This is a genomic window from Mucilaginibacter sabulilitoris, assembly GCF_034262375.1.
GTDB lineage: Bacteria > Bacteroidota > Bacteroidia > Sphingobacteriales > Sphingobacteriaceae > Mucilaginibacter > Mucilaginibacter sabulilitoris.
On record NZ_CP139558.1, the window covers coordinates 5,418,975 to 5,440,328 of the forward strand.

A 21,354-nucleotide genomic window follows, 5' to 3' on the forward strand; every position below is an offset into this window, starting at 1 on the left:
GGAATCAGCTATAACATACAATTCCCATGGCAGGTGTACCCTGGCATTTTCGTGAAGCGTTTTTAATTAAGATGCCGGCGGTTTTCCTTTCTCCGGAGCATACGCTACTTTCAGAATCTTTCTCATGATGGTTTTATTAAAAGAATAATTGGTTTACACGATGGTCATTTCGATATGACTATTCGTGAGAGCAAAGTCTTTTAAAAACACAGAAAACAAAAGGGGCTAAACGGCAAAAAAGAGGGGACAAAGAGGCAATATCATATTGAAAAGCAATTTTCCATGACTTAGTCTTCAAAACATGCCTTCAAAAGTGATATATTTTTAAATCAACGTAGAGGTATAATATGCAATGGCTTAGAATTGTGGCATTAATTAAAAAAATCACAAATATTTATTAGCATAGCTAATGAAGGGCACTTAGAAACTCAAAAAAATCCTATTTCGAAAGCTATATATGTTAAAATAGAAGTTCATAATTTAATATGGATTTATCTTGTCAGGAATAGATGGTACATTCGCCGGGCTGGGTATTTTTAATTATACTTCGACGACAATTTGAGTATGGCTTTTTATCCTATTACTAATGCTATTATAACAAACAGCTTCCTTGTTTTACAGATGCTATATTTCCATTTCCAATAAAGCGTAGCTTAATGTCTTACCATGGGTATCCATCACCAAAGATGTGGTAACGCCTCCGGATAATGCCTGGCTACATACAAACTGTAAAGCATGGATATTGGGCATTTCGTAGCGAATGACGTTACCATGCAGAATACTTTTTAGATGAAGGCGGACCTTTTCGGCTGTCACTCGTTCACATAATAAATCATAGTCCTTTTCTTCATAGGGAATAAGGGACAAAATGAGCGTATTACCCTTGTCTCCCGCGCGACTATGTGCGATATCATAAAGCCTGATGCTCATATTCTTTCAAGGTTATCTTTGCCTGTATTTTGTTCCTGTCAATCAGGGTGGATACGATCCCGATCACTTCATTGGTGTACTTTCGCACGCCACCACCTCCCGCTGGGCCGTTGGTATAAAGTGCCTCTACCTCCTCTCCTATGATCGCCGCTTCTCGTTCATGAAGTGCATTTCCTGCTACCCGAAGCCTTACTTCATAGGGTTTATAGTCGCTGCTTAATGATGATGGATGAACTGAAGTATGCCCGATGTAGTCAAACCTGAGCGCCGAAAAGTTGTCATTTAACCTCTGTTTGATAATTTTCCCGGCCAATTTCGCGCGCTCCAATGCATGGGCACCGGCATAAGTAATCTCGCCTTCTCCTCTAAAACCCGCCTTATAACCAATACTTACTTTTAGTGACTGCGGTTTTATACAACCACCTCCTCCATTCATTTCTACCAAATCTGAAGCTGTTTGCCGCAAACTGACAGTCGTAAAATCCGCGATGACATCCGGCGTAAAATAAGCATGTGGATCGGTAACCTCATACAACAACTGTTCCTTGGCCGTTGCCAGGGTGATGCTACCGCCAGTACCTTCAACTTTGCCGATGATGGAGCTGCCATCAGCGTAAACATCCGCGAAGGGATGTCCCAGTGTATGCATATTATCGACCGGCTTTTTTACCGGATCAGCAAAATATCCCCCGGTAATCTGCCCTGCACATTCCAGCAAATGCCCCGTCACGGTTGCTTTCCCGATAATATCCGGGTCATCTAACGACCAACCGAATTCATGCACCAAGGGTGCAACAAACAAAGAAGGATCAGCAACACGTCCAGTAATTATGATATCAGCATCAGACTGTAAAGCCGGCAAAAGAGCATCCGCTCCGAGATAAGCGTTTGCAGACAAAAGCTGACCGGAGCAGGAAATGGGTTTCCCTGTTTCCATAGCGATCTCTTCACCGGTGAAATGTTCCAAAACATCATCACCTGTTATCGCTGCTACCTTAACTGAAATACCCTGTTTTTTGGCTATTCTAATAATTTCATCAGCCGCTGCAACTGGATTTGCCGCACCCATATTGGTGATCAGCCGCACCTTGTTCTGTTTAAGCACGGGCAGCAGCAGTTCGATCCGACGTTCCAAAAGCGGGTCATATCCCTGCATGGAATCAGCCGCTTTTCTTTTTTGGGCCAACGCGATGGTGCGTTCGGCAAGGCATTCCAATACTAAATAATCAAGCGCCCCCTTTTCGGCTAAAACCACCGCGGGTTCCAGCCTGTCCCCTGAAAATCCGGCGCCACAACCAATCCTAACTTTGTTTTTTTGCATAGTTTATATATGAATAGCCCCGGTTAATATTGCGATAAGCGTCATGATTAGTGTTGTTCCCAAGGCCCATTTGAAGGTGAACTTCTGATGATCCGCCAGCTCTACTTCAGATAAGCCGACCAGCACAAAAGTAGACGCTGTTAAAGGGCTCAAGGGAAAACCGGTTGTCATCTGGCCCAATATAGCGGCTCTGCCTATTTCTATGCTGTTTAAGCCATAATGCATTGCCGCTGTTTTCAAAACAGGGATAACGCCGAAATAATACGCATCGGGGGTAAATACCAGACTTAACGGCATCCCTGTTACACCTACCAGTACAGGCAAATAGCCAGCGTGTTCTTTGGGTATAATAGCAACCATAGACAGCGCCATGGCATCGATCATTTTTGTACCCAAAAGGATACCGGAGAACACTCCCGCTGCGAAAATTACGACCGAAACGGAAAATACGTTTGCAGCATGTTCCTGTAACCTCTTCCGTTGTTCCACCTGGGATGGATAGTTGACCAATAAGGCCACCGCAAAACCCATGATAAAAAGAGCTGCGGGAGGAACAAGACCCAAAACCAGGGCTACTATCAACAAAACAGTGAATATACCGTTGAACCAAAATAATTGCGGACGACGTATTCTTTTTTGATTTTCCGAAAGTTCCTGCTCATGGTCATAATCCAGATGTACAATGCCCAAACGACGACGCTCCTGCCGGCCCAGCCAGTAAGCAACACTCAATACCCATAAAATGCCGCATGCCATGGCCGGAAGGACCGGGATCAGGAGATGGGTCGGATCCGTCTTCATCACATTAAGCGCCCTTGCCAGCGTACCCGACCAGGGAACCAGGTGCATGACACCAGCACTTAAGGCCACGATACAAGGTAGAATCAGTTTATTCATCCCCAGTCTTTTATATATCGGCAACAAGGCAGTTATGGTGATCATGAAAGTGGCGGTGCCGTCACCATCCAGATGAACCAACATCGTTAATATGGCGGTACCCAACGTAATCTTAAGCGGATCGCCTTTGGCCAGCTTAATAATTCGCTTGATGATGGGATCAAACAAACCTGTGTCAATCATGATGGCAAAATACAATACCGCAAACACAAGCAATATCCCTGTTGGGGCTACCTGTTTAATTCCAGTCAATATCATTTCGCCTATTTCCTTTGGCTCAAACCCGCCGACAAGGGCAAAAATTACCGGTACAATAATGAGCGAAAGCAAAACCGAAAGCCGCTTTGTAAATATGAGCGATAAAAAAACGATAATAGTTAAAAAACCCAGGATCGATAGCATATGGTTTTAATGTATGGTTCCGTTAGCCAAAAATACTTTTTGAAAGAACAGGAATTGGTACGATACCGCGCTGCTCCAGTAAGGCCAGTCGTGTTTGCCCGGCCTTTCAATATAATCATGTGGTGTACCGTTGGCTAATAATAGCTGATGCAATTTGCGGTTGGGTTTAATCATGATATCATCAAACCCACAATCAAAAATCAGCTTTACATCGTTGACCTTCATCTTATCAACCATACCTACAGCACAATATTCGCGGTACGGGTTCGCGGTATCCGTTGGCGGGCCAAGCAAATGTTCAAAGTTGGCGCTGCGCGATTTGGCAAATTCGGGTGGTACATTCCAGGTAGCGGTGTTGATATTCATTACACCACTCATGCTGCCGGCAGCGCAATACATATCGGGATGCCGTGTGGATAGGTACATCGCCCCATGACCTCCCATTGACAGGCCGGCTATAATCCTGCCCTTACGGTCTTTTACGGTGCGGTAAGTTCCGTCTATCTTTTCTACCAGTTCTTTAGTTATAAAGGTTTCGTACTGACTGCCTTTATCCAGCGGGCTGTCAAAGTAATAACTCATCAGCCCCGCATCGGGGGTAACAATGATAAAATTATACTGATCGGCAAGTTTGTGCAGCATCAGCTTATCATCGGTTTTTGTTAGCCAGTCGCGGTAATTACCCTGCCCGCCATGCAGCAGGTATATCACCGGGTAGTTCTGCCGGGAAGCCTGGTAAGACGCAGGTAATACCACAGCGGTTTTAACCGTTTTTTGCATGATCTGGCTTGAAATATTAAGCGTATCCACCTTCGCCGCATAGCCATCCATGCAACCCAACCAGAGTAAAAATGTAAAAATAAAGCAGATTCTTTTCATTGGGACTTATTTCATTTGACTTGTTTGTACTATCTGCAACATCCTGCCCTTTTGTATTAGCAACAATTTGCCACATGCCGTCTGTCAATGAAGATCCTTTCTGCGCAAAATCCTCCCCTACTACCGATTGACATCGTAGTCCTGTTTTTACCTGATCCGAGTACGTATCTTAGCTAAATCCCGATCATGGCAAAACAAATTATTGAAAGAGTAAAGATGTAGTGTTTCTTATTGGCTTATTGGTCTTGAGTACTCAATGCGTAAATACAACACAATGATAATAAAATCTAATATAACTATTTGATATAATGAAAAAAATGCAGCTTTTTAGATTTTGCTTTTCTTTAAATAAGTGAAGATTTTTTTGCTTCTTTTCGTAATCTGCCTCATGATACGCGGTGATTCGCTAATCTTGGTGAACCCGGCACTTTCAAATTAACTTGCCGCAATCAAAGACGCAGTATGGATGAGTTTTAAAATTTTTCAAGATATTTTATCATTAATCAATGGGTTATTCTCACCCTCCGATTAATCAAAAGACGGAGGGGTTCGATACATTTTGGATCAAATCTTAAAAACTGCTGATTTTACGCCGTTAAATATCCTTTTTTCTCCTTAAGGCTACTATTCGCTTACAATCCGCAATAAATGAGTTCAACAGGCGTACTTTTGGGTCACACATACGAAATCAAAGACCCTATCAGGGATCTTAGTTTCCAATCGGATAACGTCCAAAATTTACTTTAAAATGCTGCCCGCATAACCTTCAATGGCTCTTTGCGGGGCGCGGTTAATGTAAAACGATCTGTCCTGTGGTGCCCAGGTGCCCAGGCCATCAACATAACGGTTAAACATGCAGAAGGATGCGGCTATCAGCACCGTATCATGAATTTCTTTATCTGTAGCACCTTCCTGCCGGGCTTCATCTACCTGTTCCGGAGTTACATACTTGCCGCCTTTTTGCACGCTGGCCGCAATGGCTAATAAAGCCTTCATTTTGGGTGGCAGGCTGGCCGAGGTGAAGTCGGCTTTGATGGCATCTATCTGCTCCATGTTGCAATCCAGGTAATGGCCGGCGGCAGCCCCATGCACATTCTGGCAAAAAAAGCAATCGTTTAAATAAGATACGTAAGTGCCTATTAGTTCACGCTCGCCGCGGCTTAAGGTATTGTCGCCGCGTAACAAGAATTCAGCAAGTGCATTTAAAGGAGCTTCTGTTTCTGGCCGGTAAAACATCAATCCCCTGATGCCGGGCAGGTCGTTATTTAATTCAATATGTGCCATGGTGTTTTTTTATAATGAATAATTATTGCTGCGGTTGCGGCGGTAAAGTATAACCCTTCGCCATACGTACCCCCATCTCAACATAAGCTTCAGGGTCGGTTGGTGTAAGACTGGCCAAACCATCAACATAACGATTAAACATGCTGAAGGAAGCCGCTATCAATACGGTATCATGTAATTCCCGGTCGGTAGCTCCGAGTGCTTTAGCTGCATCAATATCGGTTTGCTTTACTTCTGTACCTAATATTTGTACTTTACCGGCTATGTTTAACAGGGCCTTCAGCTTGTCGCTTATGGGCGCCTGTTGCATGTCTTTCAACACCTCATCAACAATAGGTTTATCATCCTCATACAAACATCTCGCGGCGGCAGCGTGACTGCTGTAGCAAAACGTACAGTTATTGCGGTACGATACATAAGCCGCTATCAGCTCACGCTCAGCTGGTGATAAGGTAGATTCGCCACGCAATAAAATTTGAGCCAGTTCATAAAGTGGTTTACCTGTTTCGGGCCTGAACATCACGAGTGAGCGGATGCCGGGGACCCCTTCGGGTACATTAATATGTGCCATGATTTTTTATTTAGATTGTAATTGATCAATTATTTAATTCTTTACTTACGCGCTTGAAATTCTAACTTTTAACCTTCTTTTCGTGCCCAAATAGTACTACCAGAAAGCCTACTATAAAAACTAACGAGAAAATGAAAATCGCATTGCCATATCCGCCAAGAGTTGATACCAGCACACCTACAAATAATACAGCGGTGGCCGTAAATATCCTTCCTATGTTAAAACAAAAACCGGTAGCTGTGGCCCTGATACCGGTTGAAAATAGCTGTGGTATATAAGCCGATAATACACCCTGGCTTGCACCAAAAAATAAAGCCAGTATACCTATTTCCGCGTAGATAACCGGGCTGAACGTATTGTTAGTTTTAAACAGCACGAATGACAGCACAGCACATACCGCAAAACAAATGAGCATTGACCGGCGTAATGTTAAGAGGTTTACCATCCATCCCGATAAAAAACCACCGGTTAAACCGCCCATGCCTAAAAACATCATGCTTAAGCCACGCTCTTTAGCGGCATCATGATCGGTAATAAGGCTTTGCACCCAGGTTGGGAGCCACGAAAATATGGCCCACAAGCCTATCAGCATAGTGCCAAAGGTTAACGAACCTACTATGAGTTCGCGGCGATGAGCAGGTGACAGGAGCTTATTCAATGGGTTGTTGCGGTTGACAATATCGTTACGATAAGTGAGCCAGCTTTGCGATTCGGTTAATACCCAGGTTCCGATTAAAGCAAGTGCCAGTGGCACTATACCGATGAGGAAGCCTGACCGCCAGGACGATACCACAAAATTGATAGCGCCCGCCGAAAAAATACCCACCGGAAAAGCGATAGATAAAATGCCGATAATTACAGCCTTGCTTTTGGCGGGCCAAACCTCGCTTACGAGTGTAATGGTTGTTACCAGCACACCGCCTACGCCAAAACCACTCATGAAACGGCATAGCACAACACCCCACCAATTGGGCATTTGCCCGGTAAGTATGGTGAATATACCGTAACAGCTAATTGCCATGAGTAATGTGGCTTTACGCCCCATTTTATCGCTGATAACACCCCAGGTAAAACCTCCTAAAGCCCAGCCAAAAATAAAAATGGCGTTGATATATCCGCTCACCGCGTTGATCTCATCAGCAGGCAAATTACCTTGCAAGTCTTTCACTACCACGGGTAAATAGGTAGACATTAAGGTAGATACTGTGCCCCCCAATGCACTGCTTAAAAAGCAAATGGAGAATAACATAACCCGGTAAGCTGCGCTGATACCTGTTTGTGGTTTTGCAGCTGCCTCATTAACTATAAGTGTGCTCATGTTATTTATTTTAAAAGGTCATCAAATACTATCGATACATAATAAATGGCTCCAATGGCCGGCGAACCATACGATTGGTAAATTTGCTTGTTAAAAATATTACTGCCGCCCAGTTTAACAGTCGATTTGAATTTTGGAAGTTTTTTGCTGATCTGTGCGTCAACCACCGAATAAGCATTTACACGCCCCGGACGGGTGCCATTAAAGGTACCATACCAATCAAATGCGCTTTGCCAGTGCCACGCCACGTTAAACCCAAAGTCGCTGGCAACGTTGCTGTTGCCAAAAGTGGCATTGGTTGCCCATTTTGGTGTGTTAAAAGCGGCGATGTTATTCGGATTGGCATTGCGCAGGTTAAAGGTTGATAAAGTGGCGTTGCCTCCTAATGCATAGCCTTTACCAAATAAATAAGTAAGGCCGGCGCTTGCTCCCTGGGCCGATACCTTGTCGGGCGCATTAGTGTATAATTGAAACGCATGAACCTTACCGTTAGGGATATCACTCGCAGCCGCGGTGTTAATTGTACCATCGGCAGCAACAACAGGATTTTCGGGCTGAATAACTACCGTATTGAGTATAAAATTGGTGTAACTGCTATAGTAGTAGTTTGCATCAATTAAAAGGTTGTCATCAATCAGGCCTTTATAACCCACTTCAAATGCTTTTTGCTGCTCAGGTTTTATATACGCTACGTTTGATTTTTGCAGCAGGTTTTTATTGTTTGCAACAGCTTGCGGGAAAGGCGTACCTGCCTGCATAGCTGCGCCAAATGCAGCGCCGAAAGCACTTACAGACGACGCAGTAAATGAGTTTTCATAAACGTTTAACCCTGCACTGTTTTTAGGTGCACCACCTAATATGGTAATTGGGCCTACGTTAAGGTGAATAAACTGATCAACAGGAGTTGGGTTACGGAAGCCTGTTTGATAGGATGCCCTGAAATTGTGCATTTTATCAACGGTATAAACTGCCGAAAAACGAGGGGTAAAACTGCCTTTAAAGTTTTCGTTTTTATCATAACGGATGGAAGCTGTAAGTTTTAGGTTGTCGTCAAACAGTTTTTTTGCAGCTTGTAAAAACGCGCCATATTCCTGTATGGTTACGCGGTTGGTTTTGTCATCAAATAAGCTTCCGTTGGTAAACATGCGATAATCGCGAAAGCTACCGCCTGCAAGTAGTTCAAATATCTTGATAACCTGGGTAAAATCATATTGACCATCGGCATGGTAAAACTTGCTGTTGCTGAATACACCTGCGCCGCTCAATCCATAATTATGGATGGATGCATCTTTGGCGCTGTTAAAAGCTTCGGTACCCGGTAAAAAACGGCCCTGATCGGCAAAGGCTCTGGCAGCCGTGTTATCATGAGCTGTTACGCCGGCTGCATTGCCAGTATATGCTGCTGAATAACGGGTAAACCAGGTATCATCTGCTTTATCTGGTGTTACGGTATTGCCATTCAAGTCCTTTACCCAATCGCGGTTAATGAACTGTGCAAGCGAGCGTGTGTTGTAAGAATCGTGCGAATTTTCTGAAACCGAATAACCGCGCACAAAAAAGTTGCTACCTTTTAATTCTACGCGGTGTGTTTGCAGCACAAAATTATTCAGGTCAAAACGGCTACTGCCTGTATAGCTTGCAGTACCACGGCCATAGTTATACTGGTAAATTGCCTCTAAATTATTATTGATACGGTATTGCAGCGCACCGTTTAATTTAAGGCTGTAAACATTGTAGTTCATTAGGTCTTTCTCTTCATAACCTGTGCGTGATACCAAACCAATACCCGGCAATGTGCGTGACACTTCATCTCCATAAATGTTCAAAGCATCGCGGCCAGGGTTATTGGGACCGCGCTGCGCTGCGGGCGTAGAGGCACTTACATCTGTATAATCATCAGCATACCAATCGCGCCCGGTCAGGTATGATGCATTTAGTTTAAAGGCAAACTTATCGTTAAAAGCTTTGGCATACCGGGCAGCAAAATCATATAATCCCTGAGGCTTTACAGCTGATTCGCCAAAATGGTTAAGGCCTGTTTTTACCTGTACAGTTAAACCCTGGTATTTGAACGGATCTTTTGTTTTTAAAGATAATAAGCCGTTGAATGCCACCGGTCCATACAATGCGGAGGCGGCACCCGGAATAACTTCCACACTTTCAATATCAATGTCAGACGCACCAAAAAGGTTACCTACAGAAAAATTAAGGCCTGGGGTTTGGTTGTCAACACCATCAACCAGTTGCAAAAACCTGCTGTTTCCGGTACTGTTAAAGCCCCGGGTGTTTACCTGCTTGTAGGTTAAGCTGCTGGTTACTGCTTCAACACCTTTTAAGTTTTGTAGTCCATCATAAAAAGAGAACGAAGGGTTTTCTTTGATGGCTTTTAGGCTCATTTTCTCGATACTAACCGGCGATTGCAAAATGCTTTGGTTAATACGCGTTGCAGACGACACTACCTCATCAAGTATGATGGATTTTTGCTGTAGCTTGAGATTAACAACTTCGCCTATAGAAGTAACATTACTTTCTATAGGCTCATAACCTACAGCTGTTATCAGCAGCGTAAAGGGTGGTTTTATTTTATTAAGATTAAGGCTAAAATTACCTTTTGAATCGGTTATGGTACCGGTTAGTTTTCCATTTATGCTAATACCTGCGCCGGCAACCGGAGAGCCGGTAGCGGCGTCGGTTAAGGTACCCGTTATTTTATTTTCCTGTTGTGCAAACAAGTTTACTGATGATAGTAATAATATGATGAATAAAAGTTTTTTCATGTGACTGAGTTCAAATTAATTAGAATAGGGCTTTATTTTTTTAAATGATCATAGCCTTGCGGTAACCGGGTATAGCCATGGTTAACCAGTCGATCTGCCAATACATTGTAATAGCCAGCATCGGCCGGTAATGCGGTAGCCAACCCGTCAACGTAGCGGTTATAGAGGCAAAATAAAGCAGCAATAAGCACGGTATCATGTATTTCAACATCAGTAGCGCCTGCGGCCTTAGCCCTGTTGATTTCGGTTGTGGTTACATTTTTGCCGCTTTGGCCTGTTAGTTTGGCAATTGTGAGCAAGGCTTTCATTTTCTCACTAATAGGTGCAGTTTCAATGTTTTCTTTAACTCTTTGCGCGGTATCGTTTTCGCCAAAATAGAGATCGGCGGCGGCCGTGTGGGCTGTGGTGCAAAACTTGCATTGGTTGCCGTGTGATACAATTGTGGCTATCAGTTCGCGATCGCCTTCTGATAATGTAGAAGGTCCACGCAGTAAAATCTGTGTCAGATCGCGAATAGGAGCCGCACTATCTTTACGGTACTCCAGTAGCCCGGTAATACCAGGCAAATGTGATTCAAGCGGAATATATGGCATGAGCTTAATTTGAGATTTAAAAATTGGCCGGAGAGTGGTGTTCCTATTGGCGCTATACGATATGTACCGCAACTTTTGCCAAAGGTTAAACACACCAAGGCAAACTATTTATTGTGCAGACTAATTCAGATAAAGCAATTCAATAGTACTAACAGCACTATCCAGAAAAAATAGATTGTAGAGAGGGGTTAACAGGCAGTTTTAGGTGGTTGCTCAGGAATGTCCTGGTGGTAATGAACCAACGGCTGTACAGCTCGTACTGCAGGTTGTTGTAATGTTTTTATGGGGCAGTTAAACTCAATTTGAGCAAAAGAGATATTTAGATTTTCTTGCACAATGATTTTGAAGGGAACATGGTCTTTTTGCGGAACGGGGTTATCCTTGGCGCTTTTGGTATTTAATACATTATTGCCGACCAATTGGGTAGTGTCGTAATTGGGAATACACATCAGGTGAAGCCCTGTCCGTGTCATTTTCATTTTTACATAATTGTAATTGACAGATCCAAACTGGATTTGCCCAACGATATTTTCAAAATTTGCCCAATCGTGAATATTGGGCAGATTAACAGGAATAATTATCTCTGTTAAATCCTTACAATTGTAAAGGCCTTTGCGGGTTTGCTCAGTAAAAAACTTGTCTGTTTTATAAACCAAATATTGACGAAATGCCAGCTGCCCGCCAATATTCAGCAGATGAATGTTTAATAACATCAGAGCAACAAACTTTTTCAAATTGGTTTAATTACAAAAGGTTAACTAAAGATGTGATTTTTAAGCGTGGTTTCAAAATTTATTTTGAATGAGTGATAAGGTCCCTTTGATGCACGAAATTATTGGCAATGCTTACGTTGAAGAACAGTTCGAAATTTGTATCGTCTGGAGTACAAAATATTCTAAAGTGAACTCGAATACAAAAAACACAGACCAACACTTACTTTTTCAAATCTATAATTTTCTTATGATCACTTATAAAGGAGTTAAGTTTGTTGACCATAGAGACTCCATAGTTGATATAAACTTTTTTTATTTTAATTAAACAAATTAATAATGAACGACAACGCATTAGAATTATTTAACCCTCAAAGTAAATCTTTGGTTTTTAAAGTTTTCACGTTTGAGAATGATGAGTATTTTAATAGTTTAAAGCAGTATAATTATTTTTCTGTGATCTTGATTTTATCAGGTAAAGGAAGTCTTATGGCCGATATTTCAGAATACAGCTTTAAGGAAAATAGCCTTATGTGCTTTTCTCTTTATCAGCCGTTTAAGATCCAATGCGAAAAGGGTTTCAAAGGGATCATGGTTAATTTTCATCCTGAGTTTTTTTGTCTTCATAAACACCGGAACGAAGTTTCATGCAATGGCGTTCTTTTTAATAACATTTATGCGTCACCGATCATCAATTTACCTATTGATGAAACGCAATATTTGTTAACAATTATAACCGGGCTTAAAATTGAAATGGAACGTACGGGAACCCATCAACTCGAGGTATTGATATCTTATTTAAAAATATTGCTGATCAACGCCTCCCGAATCAAAATTAAACAGACGCATTTGGAATATGCTTCAATTGAAAAAAGACCGGTTATTCTAAGTAATTTAAAAAATGCCATTGAGGAGCATTTCAAACTACTTCACAGTCCTGGCGACTATGCTGAATTACTAAACATTTCCACCGCAGCGTTAAATAGAATAAGCAAAACTCACTTTAATAAGACATTGTCAAACCTCATAGCTGACAGAATAATTATTGAAGCAAAGAGACAGTTATACCTAACCTCCAAACCCGTTAAGTTGATCGCTTACGAATTGGGGTTTAATGACGAGTTTTATTTTAGCCGTTTTTTTAAGAGCAATGTGGCTATATCTCCTCAGTATTTCAGAGATACGGTTGGCTTTGACCGTGAAAGTATCTGATACCCAACAAAAGCTAAATTTTTATGATAATAATTTCGTGATCGCTTATGGTTTATCCATGTCATTACCCGATTTATCCATGTTGCCAGGTTTTGCAAACAATGACATTTGCATCATGACAATAGAACAAAGATTTCCGCTACCCCCATGGGATATGGAAAACGCGGCACAAAAATTACAAATCATAGAAGACGAATGGAACACTCTTGACCCGGAAAAAGTAATAACAGGTTATGCTCCTGAGGCTGAAGTTCGCTATGGCACAGAGTTTTTGAACGGACATGAAGAAATTAAACAATTCTTAAACCGTAAATGGGAACAACAATTGGGTTTTAAACTAAAGCTGGATCTTTGGGGGGCACTTAAAGGCAGGATGGCTGTAAGGTTTGAGTGTGAATGGCATGATATTGCCGGACAATGGTATAGAAGTTATGGTGTACAGGTTTTTGAGTTTGACGACAATGGATATGTGCAAATGAATTTTACCAGTTTTAATGACGAACCTATAACTGAAAGCGATCGAAAATTGGTGTGAGCTGTTCGACGGTTGTACTTTGGTCACTTAAGAAGGCGCCCTTAATCGGACGTCTTCTTCTTTTGAACCGCAAGCACCAGCCTAAATCAGGAACCATACTACTTTAACAACTTTACCATTATATTATTTATCCACGCTTCCTGCTTCGGAAAATCACGATAACTTTTAATATCACTAAGTAACTGACTGTCTGGATTTATCCCTGCAGATTGCAGTATGGCATAATCCTGCAACGCTTCTGCGAAAACCTCCCATCTGATAGAGTCATACGGACCATCGGGCCCCGGATAAACCACAAACGGATCGCCCTCGGCTATACCCGGATAGGCGGTAGCAGCACCCTCATTGAATGGATCGATAGATTGTTCGGTATCCAGCTTATACCAAAAATTGTATCCCCAGTGCAGGAAACCCTGCGCTTTTAGTTTATAGAACAGAAAGCCCGACATGCGTATTTTTGCCAAAGGGGTATCGTAAAAACGATTAAGCCATGGCCCACGCGGCCCGGTACAATAATAAACCCAATGCGGTATACCTTCTTTTAAATAACTTTCAGCCGAACTGATAATAGGAACCGGAATATCAGTCAGCTTTTCACGGCCATACCTTATATCGCTCAGCGCGTCCATTACTTTCATCCAGGGCGCTAATTCATGCAGAATATTTCTTGCTTTTTTGTAGTTTTCGATATGTTCAGACCATGGCTCATCGGATAAATGGAAATAAGAGTTTTCCAATAAATTCTCCTTCTTTAAAAAGTGATGGAATTCCGGAAGATATTGCTTCAAAAAATTAATATATACAGGGTCTGTAGCTTTCAAGTGCTCATCCCATAACATTTTATACGTACCATCTTCGTTTTTAGCATATATGTGCATGGCATCCGCTACCCCCCAGTACAGCCATAAATGGGCCCACTCAAACTTTGCATAACCTAATTCATGGCACATATCAACAAACCGTTTTACGTTTGTCCAATCAAAAGTATACTTGCCCGGGCTGGTTTCATTAACAATCAGCATTTGGCAGGGTTTCTTAAATACAGCCCGCAATTCAAACAGGTTTTGAATAAAAGCCACATCATTGCCGTGTTCAATCAGGTTTTTCATTTGCGCGCGGGTGAGCTGCCACCAGCGTTCATCATACAACGCTGTTTTATAATACAACGCTGTGGCTTCGCCCCGCCACCAATGGGTTACGTGAAAATCATGACGCGGTTTGACCACCAAACGAGCCACCTTAATTTTAACCGAAAGGTGCTGTTCCTTCTGCGCTTTTCCTTCTGTCCATGATAGTTTTACTTTACACTCATGCTCGCCGGGCAATATCGCTGCCGGTACGGTTAAGGTTATCCAAAATGAACGGCTGGCATAAGGTGTTGCGTCGGATTTGGAAACAGGGTAAAGCGGTTCGGGTAACATCCCCGGCAAATAGCCAATACCGTCTATTTCCTCTTTGCTTACATCAGTATTGAAATGCGGGAAAGGCACCAGTCCTACATATCGCACCTGTGTATGGATATCTCCGCCTTCTACAACGCAAGCAATCTGCGTTTGATCCTTCATTTGGTTATGGAATGCCACCTGAAAAGATATCTTGCTGTTTCGGGCGGCGAGTAGTGTCATATTACTCCTTTGCAGCACCGGTGATTGTGGAAACACTTTATTTAAAGCGCTTTCCAGCCAAACATCCATATGTTGGTTAAGTGAGTCGGTTTTATCTGCCGCATAAACTGAGGGAATGCTAAACAAGCAGAGGATAAACGCTCGTGAAATGAGTATCAGAATTTTGCTTTTCATCTCTATGACGATTTCTTTAATAGGTTATAAGTTTATAATACATGAATACGTATTCAAAATTATTATAAAGCTAAAAAATCCACTCATATTTTACTTAACTTTTAAAATAAAAATATATATTTTTAACCCTTTCTGTTTTAACAACAGTCTGAATTCGTATTCATAAGAAAAAATAATCAGCGCTATTGGTTCACACTCTCCTCACGCAAAATCGGATATCACGGGTATTTATATAAATTATCCATTATATTAGGGCATTAAACACAATTCCAATAGTGGCGCCAGGATTAACTTATTCCTGCATGTTTAAACAACAATATATAAAAAGCAACGTATAATGTGTGGCTTCACAGAAGCACGAAAAGCTAAAATATGATGGATTTCTAAATCTGATATATTTTAGCACCTGCCTTAAACTTATAAATGGAAAATAAAAATTACTTCATACGCCTGATAGCTGGCATACTTATTATATCATCTTTTGTAATGTGTACCAAAAGTACAAACGTAGCCGAAACGGCGCCAAACTCCACTCCTGCTCAAGATACAATTCCCGAAACCCTGAGTACCCAGGCAGTTGCTAACTGCAATTATACTGTTCAGCCTTCTGAATGGATGGTTGACGGAACAAAGATACCGGCCGGATCTACAGTGTGTATCCCTGCCGGAACCCGAGGCGCTTTGCTGCTTAAAAACTTTAAAGGGACAGCGGCAAATCCTATAATTTTTATTAATAAGGGTGGTAAAGTAACCTTTTCAACAACAGCTACTGCTTCATATGCTTTTAAGACACAAAACTGCCAGTATTTCAAAGTATTAGGAAACGGAGCTCCAGGTGTTACCTACGGATTTAATGTAAATGGCGGCAACATCGGCATGACAATGGATAATTTGAGCTCTGATTTTGAGATCGCAAATGTTGAAGTTCGTAATAGCGGATTTGCGGGTATTATGGCAAAAACCGACCCTACATGCGACGCTACAACCTGGCGGGGCCATTTTACAATGAAAAATATCATCATTCATAACAACTATGTTCACAAAACAGGTGGTGAAGGGCTGTATATAGGAAATTCCTTTTATGCCGACGGGGTATCACTTGCCTGTGGTAAGGTTTTACCTCATGATGTAGTGAATGCCAAAATATACAAAAATATAACCGATTCTACCGGCTGTGAAGGTATTCAGGTGGGCAGCGCTACTTCAGGATGCTATATCTATAACAATACGGTTAAAACTCCAGGGATAAGCCCGTTTGCAAATGACCAAAACAATGGCATACAAATAGGTGAAGGTACCGGGGGCAAATGTTACAATAACCTGATCAAGAACGCGCCCGGTAACGGCATTATCCTGCTCGGCCTGGGAGATAATATATTGTTTAATAACTATATCATAAATTCAAAAGCTTACGGCATTTTTGCAGATTCAAGATACACCCCGGGGCCTCATTTTTGGTTTATAAACAATACCATCATTGCGCCAGTTTTAGGTGGTATAAAATTAAACTCCGAAACTATTCCAATGAATACAGCCATTAACAACGCTATCATACACCCAGGATCAGGCCTTTACATCATCAGAAAGAGCACCAGTGTTAAGCTTACGGCTTCAAATAATTATACAAGCACAAGTGTAAGCTCATGCAGATTTGTAAATTACGAGTCGGATAACTTTCATTTATATTCGGCATCACCGCTTATTAATAAAGGAGCAAACGCTTCAACATATGGGGTAAATTCCGATTTTTATGGTATTAAACGTCCATCGGGTAACGCCTTTGACATTGGAGCTACTGAGTATTGATATTGCCGGCAAACATCATATCCGATCCTGGTGAATAAGGTATAACTTTACAAATTGCTTTGCCTTAAGCTTCTAATTTACTATGTTTGCATAGTAATATTTATCATGAAATTCGCCTGGCTAAAATATTTACTGGTATTTGTATGTATATTTTCTATACTGGAGAGCACCGGCGTGTCAATTACTTCGATTTTTAAAAAAGCCAGCGTTTGTCAAACCGATTGCAGCCTGGTTAATGACGATGACGATGCAGCAGAAAAGACCGAAAACAAAGAAAACAACCCGAAAGAATTTTGGTCTCTAAATCCTGATCTCTTGTTGCCGCAGTTCCACATGCACGGTAAAGTAATTGATTATCCAGACGAAAAAAGCAATCATCACTTAGCCTGGGTTCCCCCTGTACCTACCCCTCCGCCAAATTATACGATTTAATTTTATTGTTACTGTTAAAAACTCTTGCCACAAAGCTGGCAGGTAAAAATATTATCAAAATTAAATCTATAAATCATGAAACTTCCCTTTCAATTCATATTGCTATTTATGTTGTTCTCAGTTGTTAGTAAAGCTACATTTGCCCAACAAGTAAATCATAATACCCTGAAAATCAACGCTACACCTATTGTCAATTCTCTCGATTATATTGTCAAGCTGCAACCCGTTAGTTATGAATATGACCATAACGGATACAAACAACTTAACTTACCAACCGGTAAACAATTTGGTTTTACTGCACATGATGCAAAACTAATAGTCCCATCTGCTGTAAGTAACCGCAATCACTGGTATCCAGCAGGCAAGGGCAATCAACGTGCAATTACCACACAAGAGGTTAACCTTGAAAAATTAGTGCCGTTATTAGTTGGCGCTGTAAAAGAACAGCAGGCACAAATCAACGATCTTAGGACCGAGATAGAACAATTAAAAAAAAGCAAGTAGGCTTAATTGCATACATAAGATGTGGCAGTTGCCGCATCTTATGTATTTCGCTTTGTTCATTTGCCTTATTTATATAATAAAGTTACTGCGGCAAAATTTCGGTAGCAGCTGGTTTTGCCCCTACGCTGCTCTTAGCACCCTTAAAGCCGTACCAATAAGTAGTCGCGGCAAAATCCGACAGGCCATTTTCCCAGCCGAGGGTTTCTAAGGTGTAACGAAAGGAACGATTAAACGTCACACCGTCAAGATTTCTGGTACGGGTGAACGTATTGTACCCGTAGGAGTCCGGGTTATCGGCCCGTGGTGCGTTGGCAAAGGGCGTTTGATACAGCACTACCGGCGCCCAGGAAGTGTTATAGTAATCTTCCGTTCCTGTGCCAAATTCTACAGGAAATTTAGCGCCATCCGACCATATCTTCTGATCTCCCTCGCCGTACCATTTATGCATGTGGTTGTAAACTGCTAAAACATCTCCCAGGAAAATACCCTTGCCGGTAATCGCGTTTAACTCCCAGTCGGCAGGTCTGTCTTTTTCGGTTTGTTTTATGGCTACGTTATTTTCATTTTTCCAATCCGCATGAAAATACATACTGCGATTATCCCAATGCCACTTATCAGAAACGACCGACAAAGAAGCCTGGATAGCAACGGCGCCTTTATTCAACAGCGTAATTTTGGCCGATTTTTGATAAGGCATTACCCAGCGGCTAATCACCGTTCCATCGGCGCTAACTGTTCTGTACCAGCTTTGCAGCTGCTTACCGCCAACACCACTGCCAGAAAAATCGCCTACCGGACACCAGACTGTTTGTTGTCCGTCAAACTCAATAGATAGTATAGTCGAACGTAAAGCCTGTTCATAGTCTTCATTTTTTGAGGTTTTGATTTTCAGCGTAATCAAACGTACAGCCTGCGATCTGGAAGGTAAATTCAAAGATGCCTTTGCTGCCGGAAGAATTGTACAGTCCATTTCTGATTTTCGCCCGGGAATGGTATTTGTCGGGGTCAACAGCTTTTGATCAACCGAATCTGCAAGTTCTTTGAGTTTTTTTAACCCGGACAGGGTAAACGTTCCCACTTTGGTATCTGGCGAATAAGTTCGGTAATTTATCTGATAATAACGTGGCTGGTTATCCGTGTCCAGATCTTCCCAGGTAATTTTGCAATGTTTTGCATAAGGCATGGGCAAATAGAGTGTGCTCCCTCCTTTTTCTTTAGCTTCATAACTGGAATGTGGCTCCAGCAAAGCTTTTCCTAACGGCAACCCGCTTTTCATAAGATCATAGGCTGGGATAACCAATTCTGGTTCGGTATTGCGGTCAAAATAGATCCGGATATTTCCGTTGCGCCGGAAAGTTGTAAGCCAAAATCTGACAACAGCACCGGGGCCATCGGCATCCATCATTACCTTTTCCTTGCGTCCATTCACTTGTTCCGTCCTGATGTATTGTGACCGGTCATCATTGGCAAACCATCCTGGTTGATCGGGCGATACAGAATTTCTGTCGTAACTGCTGGCTTGCATCGTTGTATATACAGGTGCGGGCCATCTGGCAACTGCGCCGGCATATGTCATTTCCCTGAGCAGGGTTTTCAAACTAACACTTGTTTGTGCAGAGCAATGGCCATAATAAAACAGGAATAACGCCGCAATTCCCGGCCAAAACATAATTTTCATTCTCATAATTTATTCAGGTGTCAGTTCTTTAGTGTATTTGGGACTTAATTGTGAAATAAGGCTGTATATTAATTTCTAAGAACAAATTGCCAGCCCCTGCTCAAATCAGTTTTTTTAAATGTACAATTTTCTTACAACCCACAACAAACGAAACTCAATGCTAATATTTTCAGATTGTTACCTGACTATAAAACAGCTGCCTAAAGCAACCTTTCGCCTGTAGATAACGAATAATAAAGGTGTTAGCTAACAGGAACATGAGCATTAAAAACAACGTCCAATTAAAACTGCCGGTCATTGCGCAAAAAGGTCGCTTGAATGATAAATTGGTACAGCTTATATGTGCGCCATTATTCTGGATATTAGCCATCAGCGCAATTATACGATACGTTTATTACTCCGTATTGCTTAATACCATTGCCGTTGATTCGGCATCTTATTTAAACTTTCATGCCAACATACTGCTAGGCGAAACAGATGGCCGCCGCACACCGGTCTATCCGTATTTTATAAAACTGATTAACCTGTTTGGCAGCCAAAGCCTTATTGACCATATTGTTACCGCGCAAATTTTAATATCTTTTTTATCCATTATTCTGTTTTACAAAATAGTACGCACGTTTTTTAAAAGCCGTATTATGATATTCGTTGCTTCAATATCGTATGGTGCAATGCTGCCAATTATCAATTTTGATAAAATGGTACTTACCGAATCGCTCTCCGTTACCTTCGGCTTAATTTTCATGTATATGGTGATTAACTATCTGCAAAAGCCTGCTCATTTAAAAGCCTGGCTGCTTACCTTGTTTGTATTTATAGCCATCATGCTGCGCCCTTCGTTTATCTATTTGCTGCCTTTGGTAATAGTTTTTTGGGGGCTAAGATTGCTGATATTCAAAAAAGATCGCAGCATGTGTCTGTCTGGTTTGGCGGCATCAGTAGTTGTGATATTTTTAATACTGGGCTATTCCGTTTTAAATAAAAGGAACAATGGTTTTAACGGCATCTCGCAGATAAGCAACGGCAATCAAATGGCTGTTATTGTCGGTGCTAACATTTACATGTACGGTAACGACACCGAAATATCGACGGCCGTAAAATACAATTCAGAGCTCGAACAAAAGTACCCAGGCAAACATGTTAGCGGAATAAACATTATGCAACGGTTTGATCCGGACAGGGTTCATATTTTTATTGTTAATTGTATAAAAAACCGGCCTGTGGCTTATATGCAATATATTGGCAGTAAACTGTTCGATCTGCAGGCTGTTAACATATTTACCAATTACGCTGGGCATAAGCGAAGCTCTTTGGCGTTTAAGATAGAGAAGGCTGAATATTCAATATTTTATATAACCTTTAATATCCTTTACTTTTTTATTTTGCTTGACCTGATTCTGATCATTATCGTATGGATCAAAAACAGACAAACTCCCTGGTTTAACATGGTGCTTTGGCTGCTTATTTGCGGCCAGATGACGATAGCCATCCTGGGTGGCTACTCTGAATACCAGCGACTTATCCTGGCTATTATTCCCGCATTGCTTATCGCATCGTTTTCTTATATTGATAAAATATATTTCATGGTTGATATAAAAAGGCGTTCTGTGTTGGTTTAATATACCGGCTTGTCATGATATTTGGTTTGAAAATAGATTGTCGCAAAATCCCCCTTAATTTGTCATTTTCAGCACGTTGCTTTTTAT

18 protein-coding genes are annotated in these 21,354 nt (G+C 41.6%); 6 read left to right on the forward strand and 12 right to left on the reverse strand.

Features of this window, described 5'->3' with window-relative positions; translation table 11 throughout:
* Positions 1-624 precede the first annotated feature (624 nt).
* From SNE25_RS23225 to SNE25_RS23270, 10 genes are all read right to left on the reverse strand, one after another.
* Positions 625-930 (reverse strand): AtuA-related protein, encoded by a 306-nt coding sequence (locus tag SNE25_RS23225; RefSeq protein ID WP_321561400.1) that lies wholly within the window; start codon positions 928-930, stop codon positions 625-627.
* Positions 911-2,251: an acyclic terpene utilization AtuA family protein gene (locus SNE25_RS23230; protein ID WP_321561401.1), complete on the reverse strand. Its 1,341-nt coding sequence runs from the start codon at positions 2,249-2,251 to the stop codon at positions 911-913. Before SNE25_RS23230 ends, SNE25_RS23225 begins: the two co-directional genes overlap by 20 nt.
* A 3-nt stretch (positions 2,252-2,254) precedes the next feature.
* Positions 2,255-3,550 (reverse strand): CitMHS family transporter, encoded by a 1,296-nt coding sequence (locus SNE25_RS23235; RefSeq protein ID WP_321561402.1) that lies wholly within the window; start codon positions 3,548-3,550, stop codon positions 2,255-2,257.
* Positions 3,551-3,556: 6 nt separating this feature from the next.
* Complete coding sequence (locus tag SNE25_RS23240) at positions 3,557-4,429, reverse strand: alpha/beta hydrolase (RefSeq protein ID WP_321561403.1); 873 nt, start codon at positions 4,427-4,429, stop codon at positions 3,557-3,559.
* 738 nt (positions 4,430-5,167) lie between these two features.
* Positions 5,168-5,713 (reverse strand): carboxymuconolactone decarboxylase family protein, encoded by a 546-nt coding sequence (locus SNE25_RS23245; RefSeq protein WP_321561404.1) that lies wholly within the window; start codon positions 5,711-5,713, stop codon positions 5,168-5,170.
* 22 nt (positions 5,714-5,735) lie between these two features.
* On the reverse strand, positions 5,736-6,284 hold the full coding sequence (locus SNE25_RS23250) for a carboxymuconolactone decarboxylase family protein (protein ID WP_321561405.1): 549 nt from the start codon (positions 6,282-6,284) through the stop codon (positions 5,736-5,738).
* A gap of 61 nt (positions 6,285-6,345) precedes the next feature.
* Complete coding sequence (locus SNE25_RS23255) at positions 6,346-7,602, reverse strand: MFS transporter (RefSeq protein ID WP_321561406.1); 1,257 nt, start codon at positions 7,600-7,602, stop codon at positions 6,346-6,348.
* Between the two features lie 5 nt (positions 7,603-7,607).
* On the reverse strand, positions 7,608-10,379 hold the full coding sequence (locus SNE25_RS23260) for a TonB-dependent receptor (protein ID WP_321561407.1): 2,772 nt from the start codon (positions 10,377-10,379) through the stop codon (positions 7,608-7,610).
* 32 nt (positions 10,380-10,411) lie between these two features.
* Positions 10,412-10,972 carry a carboxymuconolactone decarboxylase family protein gene (locus SNE25_RS23265; RefSeq protein ID WP_321561408.1) on the reverse strand — a complete coding sequence of 187 codons (561 nt, stop codon included), beginning with the start codon at positions 10,970-10,972 and terminating at the stop codon, positions 10,412-10,414.
* Between the two features lie 188 nt (positions 10,973-11,160).
* Positions 11,161-11,706, reverse strand: a complete 546-nt coding sequence (locus tag SNE25_RS23270) for a hypothetical protein (RefSeq protein ID WP_321561409.1) — start codon at positions 11,704-11,706, stop codon at positions 11,161-11,163.
* Positions 11,707-12,021: 315 nt separating this feature from the next.
* Here SNE25_RS23270 and SNE25_RS23275 point away from each other — a divergent pair, with 315 nt between their 5' ends.
* Both SNE25_RS23275 and SNE25_RS23280 read left to right on the forward strand, forming a co-directional pair.
* On the forward strand, positions 12,022-12,894 hold the full coding sequence (locus tag SNE25_RS23275; RefSeq protein ID WP_321561410.1) for a helix-turn-helix domain-containing protein: 873 nt from the start codon (positions 12,022-12,024) through the stop codon (positions 12,892-12,894).
* Positions 12,895-13,009: 115 nt separating this feature from the next.
* The gene (locus SNE25_RS23280) at positions 13,010-13,429 is read left to right on the forward strand and encodes a DUF1348 family protein (protein WP_321561411.1); all 420 of its coding nucleotides are present in this window, start codon (positions 13,010-13,012) and stop codon (positions 13,427-13,429) included.
* 98 nt (positions 13,430-13,527) lie between these two features.
* Here the strand turns inward: SNE25_RS23280 and SNE25_RS23285 are convergent, their stop codons facing one another.
* Complete coding sequence (locus tag SNE25_RS23285; RefSeq protein WP_321561412.1) at positions 13,528-15,228, reverse strand: DUF4091 domain-containing protein; 1,701 nt, start codon at positions 15,226-15,228, stop codon at positions 13,528-13,530.
* Positions 15,229-15,651: 423 nt separating this feature from the next.
* Between SNE25_RS23285 and SNE25_RS23290 the strand changes: the two genes are divergently transcribed.
* From SNE25_RS23290 to SNE25_RS23300, 3 genes are all read left to right on the forward strand, one after another.
* Positions 15,652-17,034, forward strand: a complete 1,383-nt coding sequence (locus tag SNE25_RS23290) for a right-handed parallel beta-helix repeat-containing protein (RefSeq protein WP_321561413.1) — start codon at positions 15,652-15,654, stop codon at positions 17,032-17,034.
* 105 nt (positions 17,035-17,139) lie between these two features.
* Positions 17,140-17,466 carry a hypothetical protein gene (locus tag SNE25_RS23295; protein WP_321561414.1) on the forward strand — a complete coding sequence of 109 codons (327 nt, stop codon included), beginning with the start codon at positions 17,140-17,142 and terminating at the stop codon, positions 17,464-17,466.
* 75 nt (positions 17,467-17,541) lie between these two features.
* Positions 17,542-17,970 (forward strand): tail fiber domain-containing protein, encoded by a 429-nt coding sequence (locus SNE25_RS23300; protein ID WP_321561415.1) that lies wholly within the window; start codon positions 17,542-17,544, stop codon positions 17,968-17,970.
* Positions 17,971-18,052: 82 nt separating this feature from the next.
* Here the strand turns inward: SNE25_RS23300 and SNE25_RS23305 are convergent, their stop codons facing one another.
* On the reverse strand, positions 18,053-19,648 hold the full coding sequence (locus SNE25_RS23305) for a glycoside hydrolase family 172 protein (RefSeq protein ID WP_321561416.1): 1,596 nt from the start codon (positions 19,646-19,648) through the stop codon (positions 18,053-18,055).
* A 257-nt stretch (positions 19,649-19,905) separates the two neighbouring features.
* Between SNE25_RS23305 and SNE25_RS23310 the strand changes: the two genes are divergently transcribed.
* Positions 19,906-21,267, forward strand: a complete 1,362-nt coding sequence (locus SNE25_RS23310; RefSeq protein ID WP_321561417.1) for a glycosyltransferase family 39 protein — start codon at positions 19,906-19,908, stop codon at positions 21,265-21,267.
* Positions 21,268-21,354: the final 87 nt, after the last annotated feature.

What these genes read in the sequence shown, in the direction of transcription:
- SNE25_RS23240 (WP_321561403.1), bottom strand. Translation starts at nt 4,429, where the DNA reads ATGAAAAGAATCTGCTTTATTTTTACATTTTTACTCTGGTTGGGTTGC.
- SNE25_RS23300 (WP_321561415.1), top strand. Translation starts at nt 17,542, where the DNA reads ATGAAACTTCCCTTTCAATTCATATTGCTATTTATGTTGTTCTCAGTT.
- SNE25_RS23285 (WP_321561412.1), bottom strand. Translation starts at nt 15,228, where the DNA reads ATGAAAAGCAAAATTCTGATACTCATTTCACGAGCGTTTATCCTCTGC.
- SNE25_RS23225 (WP_321561400.1), bottom strand. Translation starts at nt 930, where the DNA reads ATGAGCATCAGGCTTTATGATATCGCACATAGTCGCGCGGGAGACAAG.
- SNE25_RS23260 (WP_321561407.1), bottom strand. Translation starts at nt 10,379, where the DNA reads ATGAAAAAACTTTTATTCATCATATTATTACTATCATCAGTAAACTTG.
- SNE25_RS23275 (WP_321561410.1), top strand. Translation starts at nt 12,022, where the DNA reads ATGAACGACAACGCATTAGAATTATTTAACCCTCAAAGTAAATCTTTG.
- SNE25_RS23295 (WP_321561414.1), top strand. Translation starts at nt 17,140, where the DNA reads ATGAAATTCGCCTGGCTAAAATATTTACTGGTATTTGTATGTATATTT.
- SNE25_RS23255 (WP_321561406.1), bottom strand. Translation starts at nt 7,602, where the DNA reads ATGAGCACACTTATAGTTAATGAGGCAGCTGCAAAACCACAAACAGGT.
- SNE25_RS23250 (WP_321561405.1), bottom strand. Translation starts at nt 6,284, where the DNA reads ATGGCACATATTAATGTACCCGAAGGGGTCCCCGGCATCCGCTCACTC.
- SNE25_RS23305 (WP_321561416.1), bottom strand. Translation starts at nt 19,648, where the DNA reads ATGAAAATTATGTTTTGGCCGGGAATTGCGGCGTTATTCCTGTTTTAT.
- SNE25_RS23265 (WP_321561408.1), bottom strand. Translation starts at nt 10,972, where the DNA reads ATGCCATATATTCCGCTTGAATCACATTTGCCTGGTATTACCGGGCTA.
- SNE25_RS23310 (WP_321561417.1), top strand. Translation starts at nt 19,906, where the DNA reads ATGAGCATTAAAAACAACGTCCAATTAAAACTGCCGGTCATTGCGCAA.
- SNE25_RS23230 (WP_321561401.1), bottom strand. Translation starts at nt 2,251, where the DNA reads ATGCAAAAAAACAAAGTTAGGATTGGTTGTGGCGCCGGATTTTCAGGG.
- SNE25_RS23280 (WP_321561411.1), top strand. Translation starts at nt 13,010, where the DNA reads ATGACAATAGAACAAAGATTTCCGCTACCCCCATGGGATATGGAAAAC.
- SNE25_RS23235 (WP_321561402.1), bottom strand. Translation starts at nt 3,550, where the DNA reads ATGCTATCGATCCTGGGTTTTTTAACTATTATCGTTTTTTTATCGCTC.
- SNE25_RS23290 (WP_321561413.1), top strand. Translation starts at nt 15,652, where the DNA reads ATGGAAAATAAAAATTACTTCATACGCCTGATAGCTGGCATACTTATT.
- SNE25_RS23245 (WP_321561404.1), bottom strand. Translation starts at nt 5,713, where the DNA reads ATGGCACATATTGAATTAAATAACGACCTGCCCGGCATCAGGGGATTG.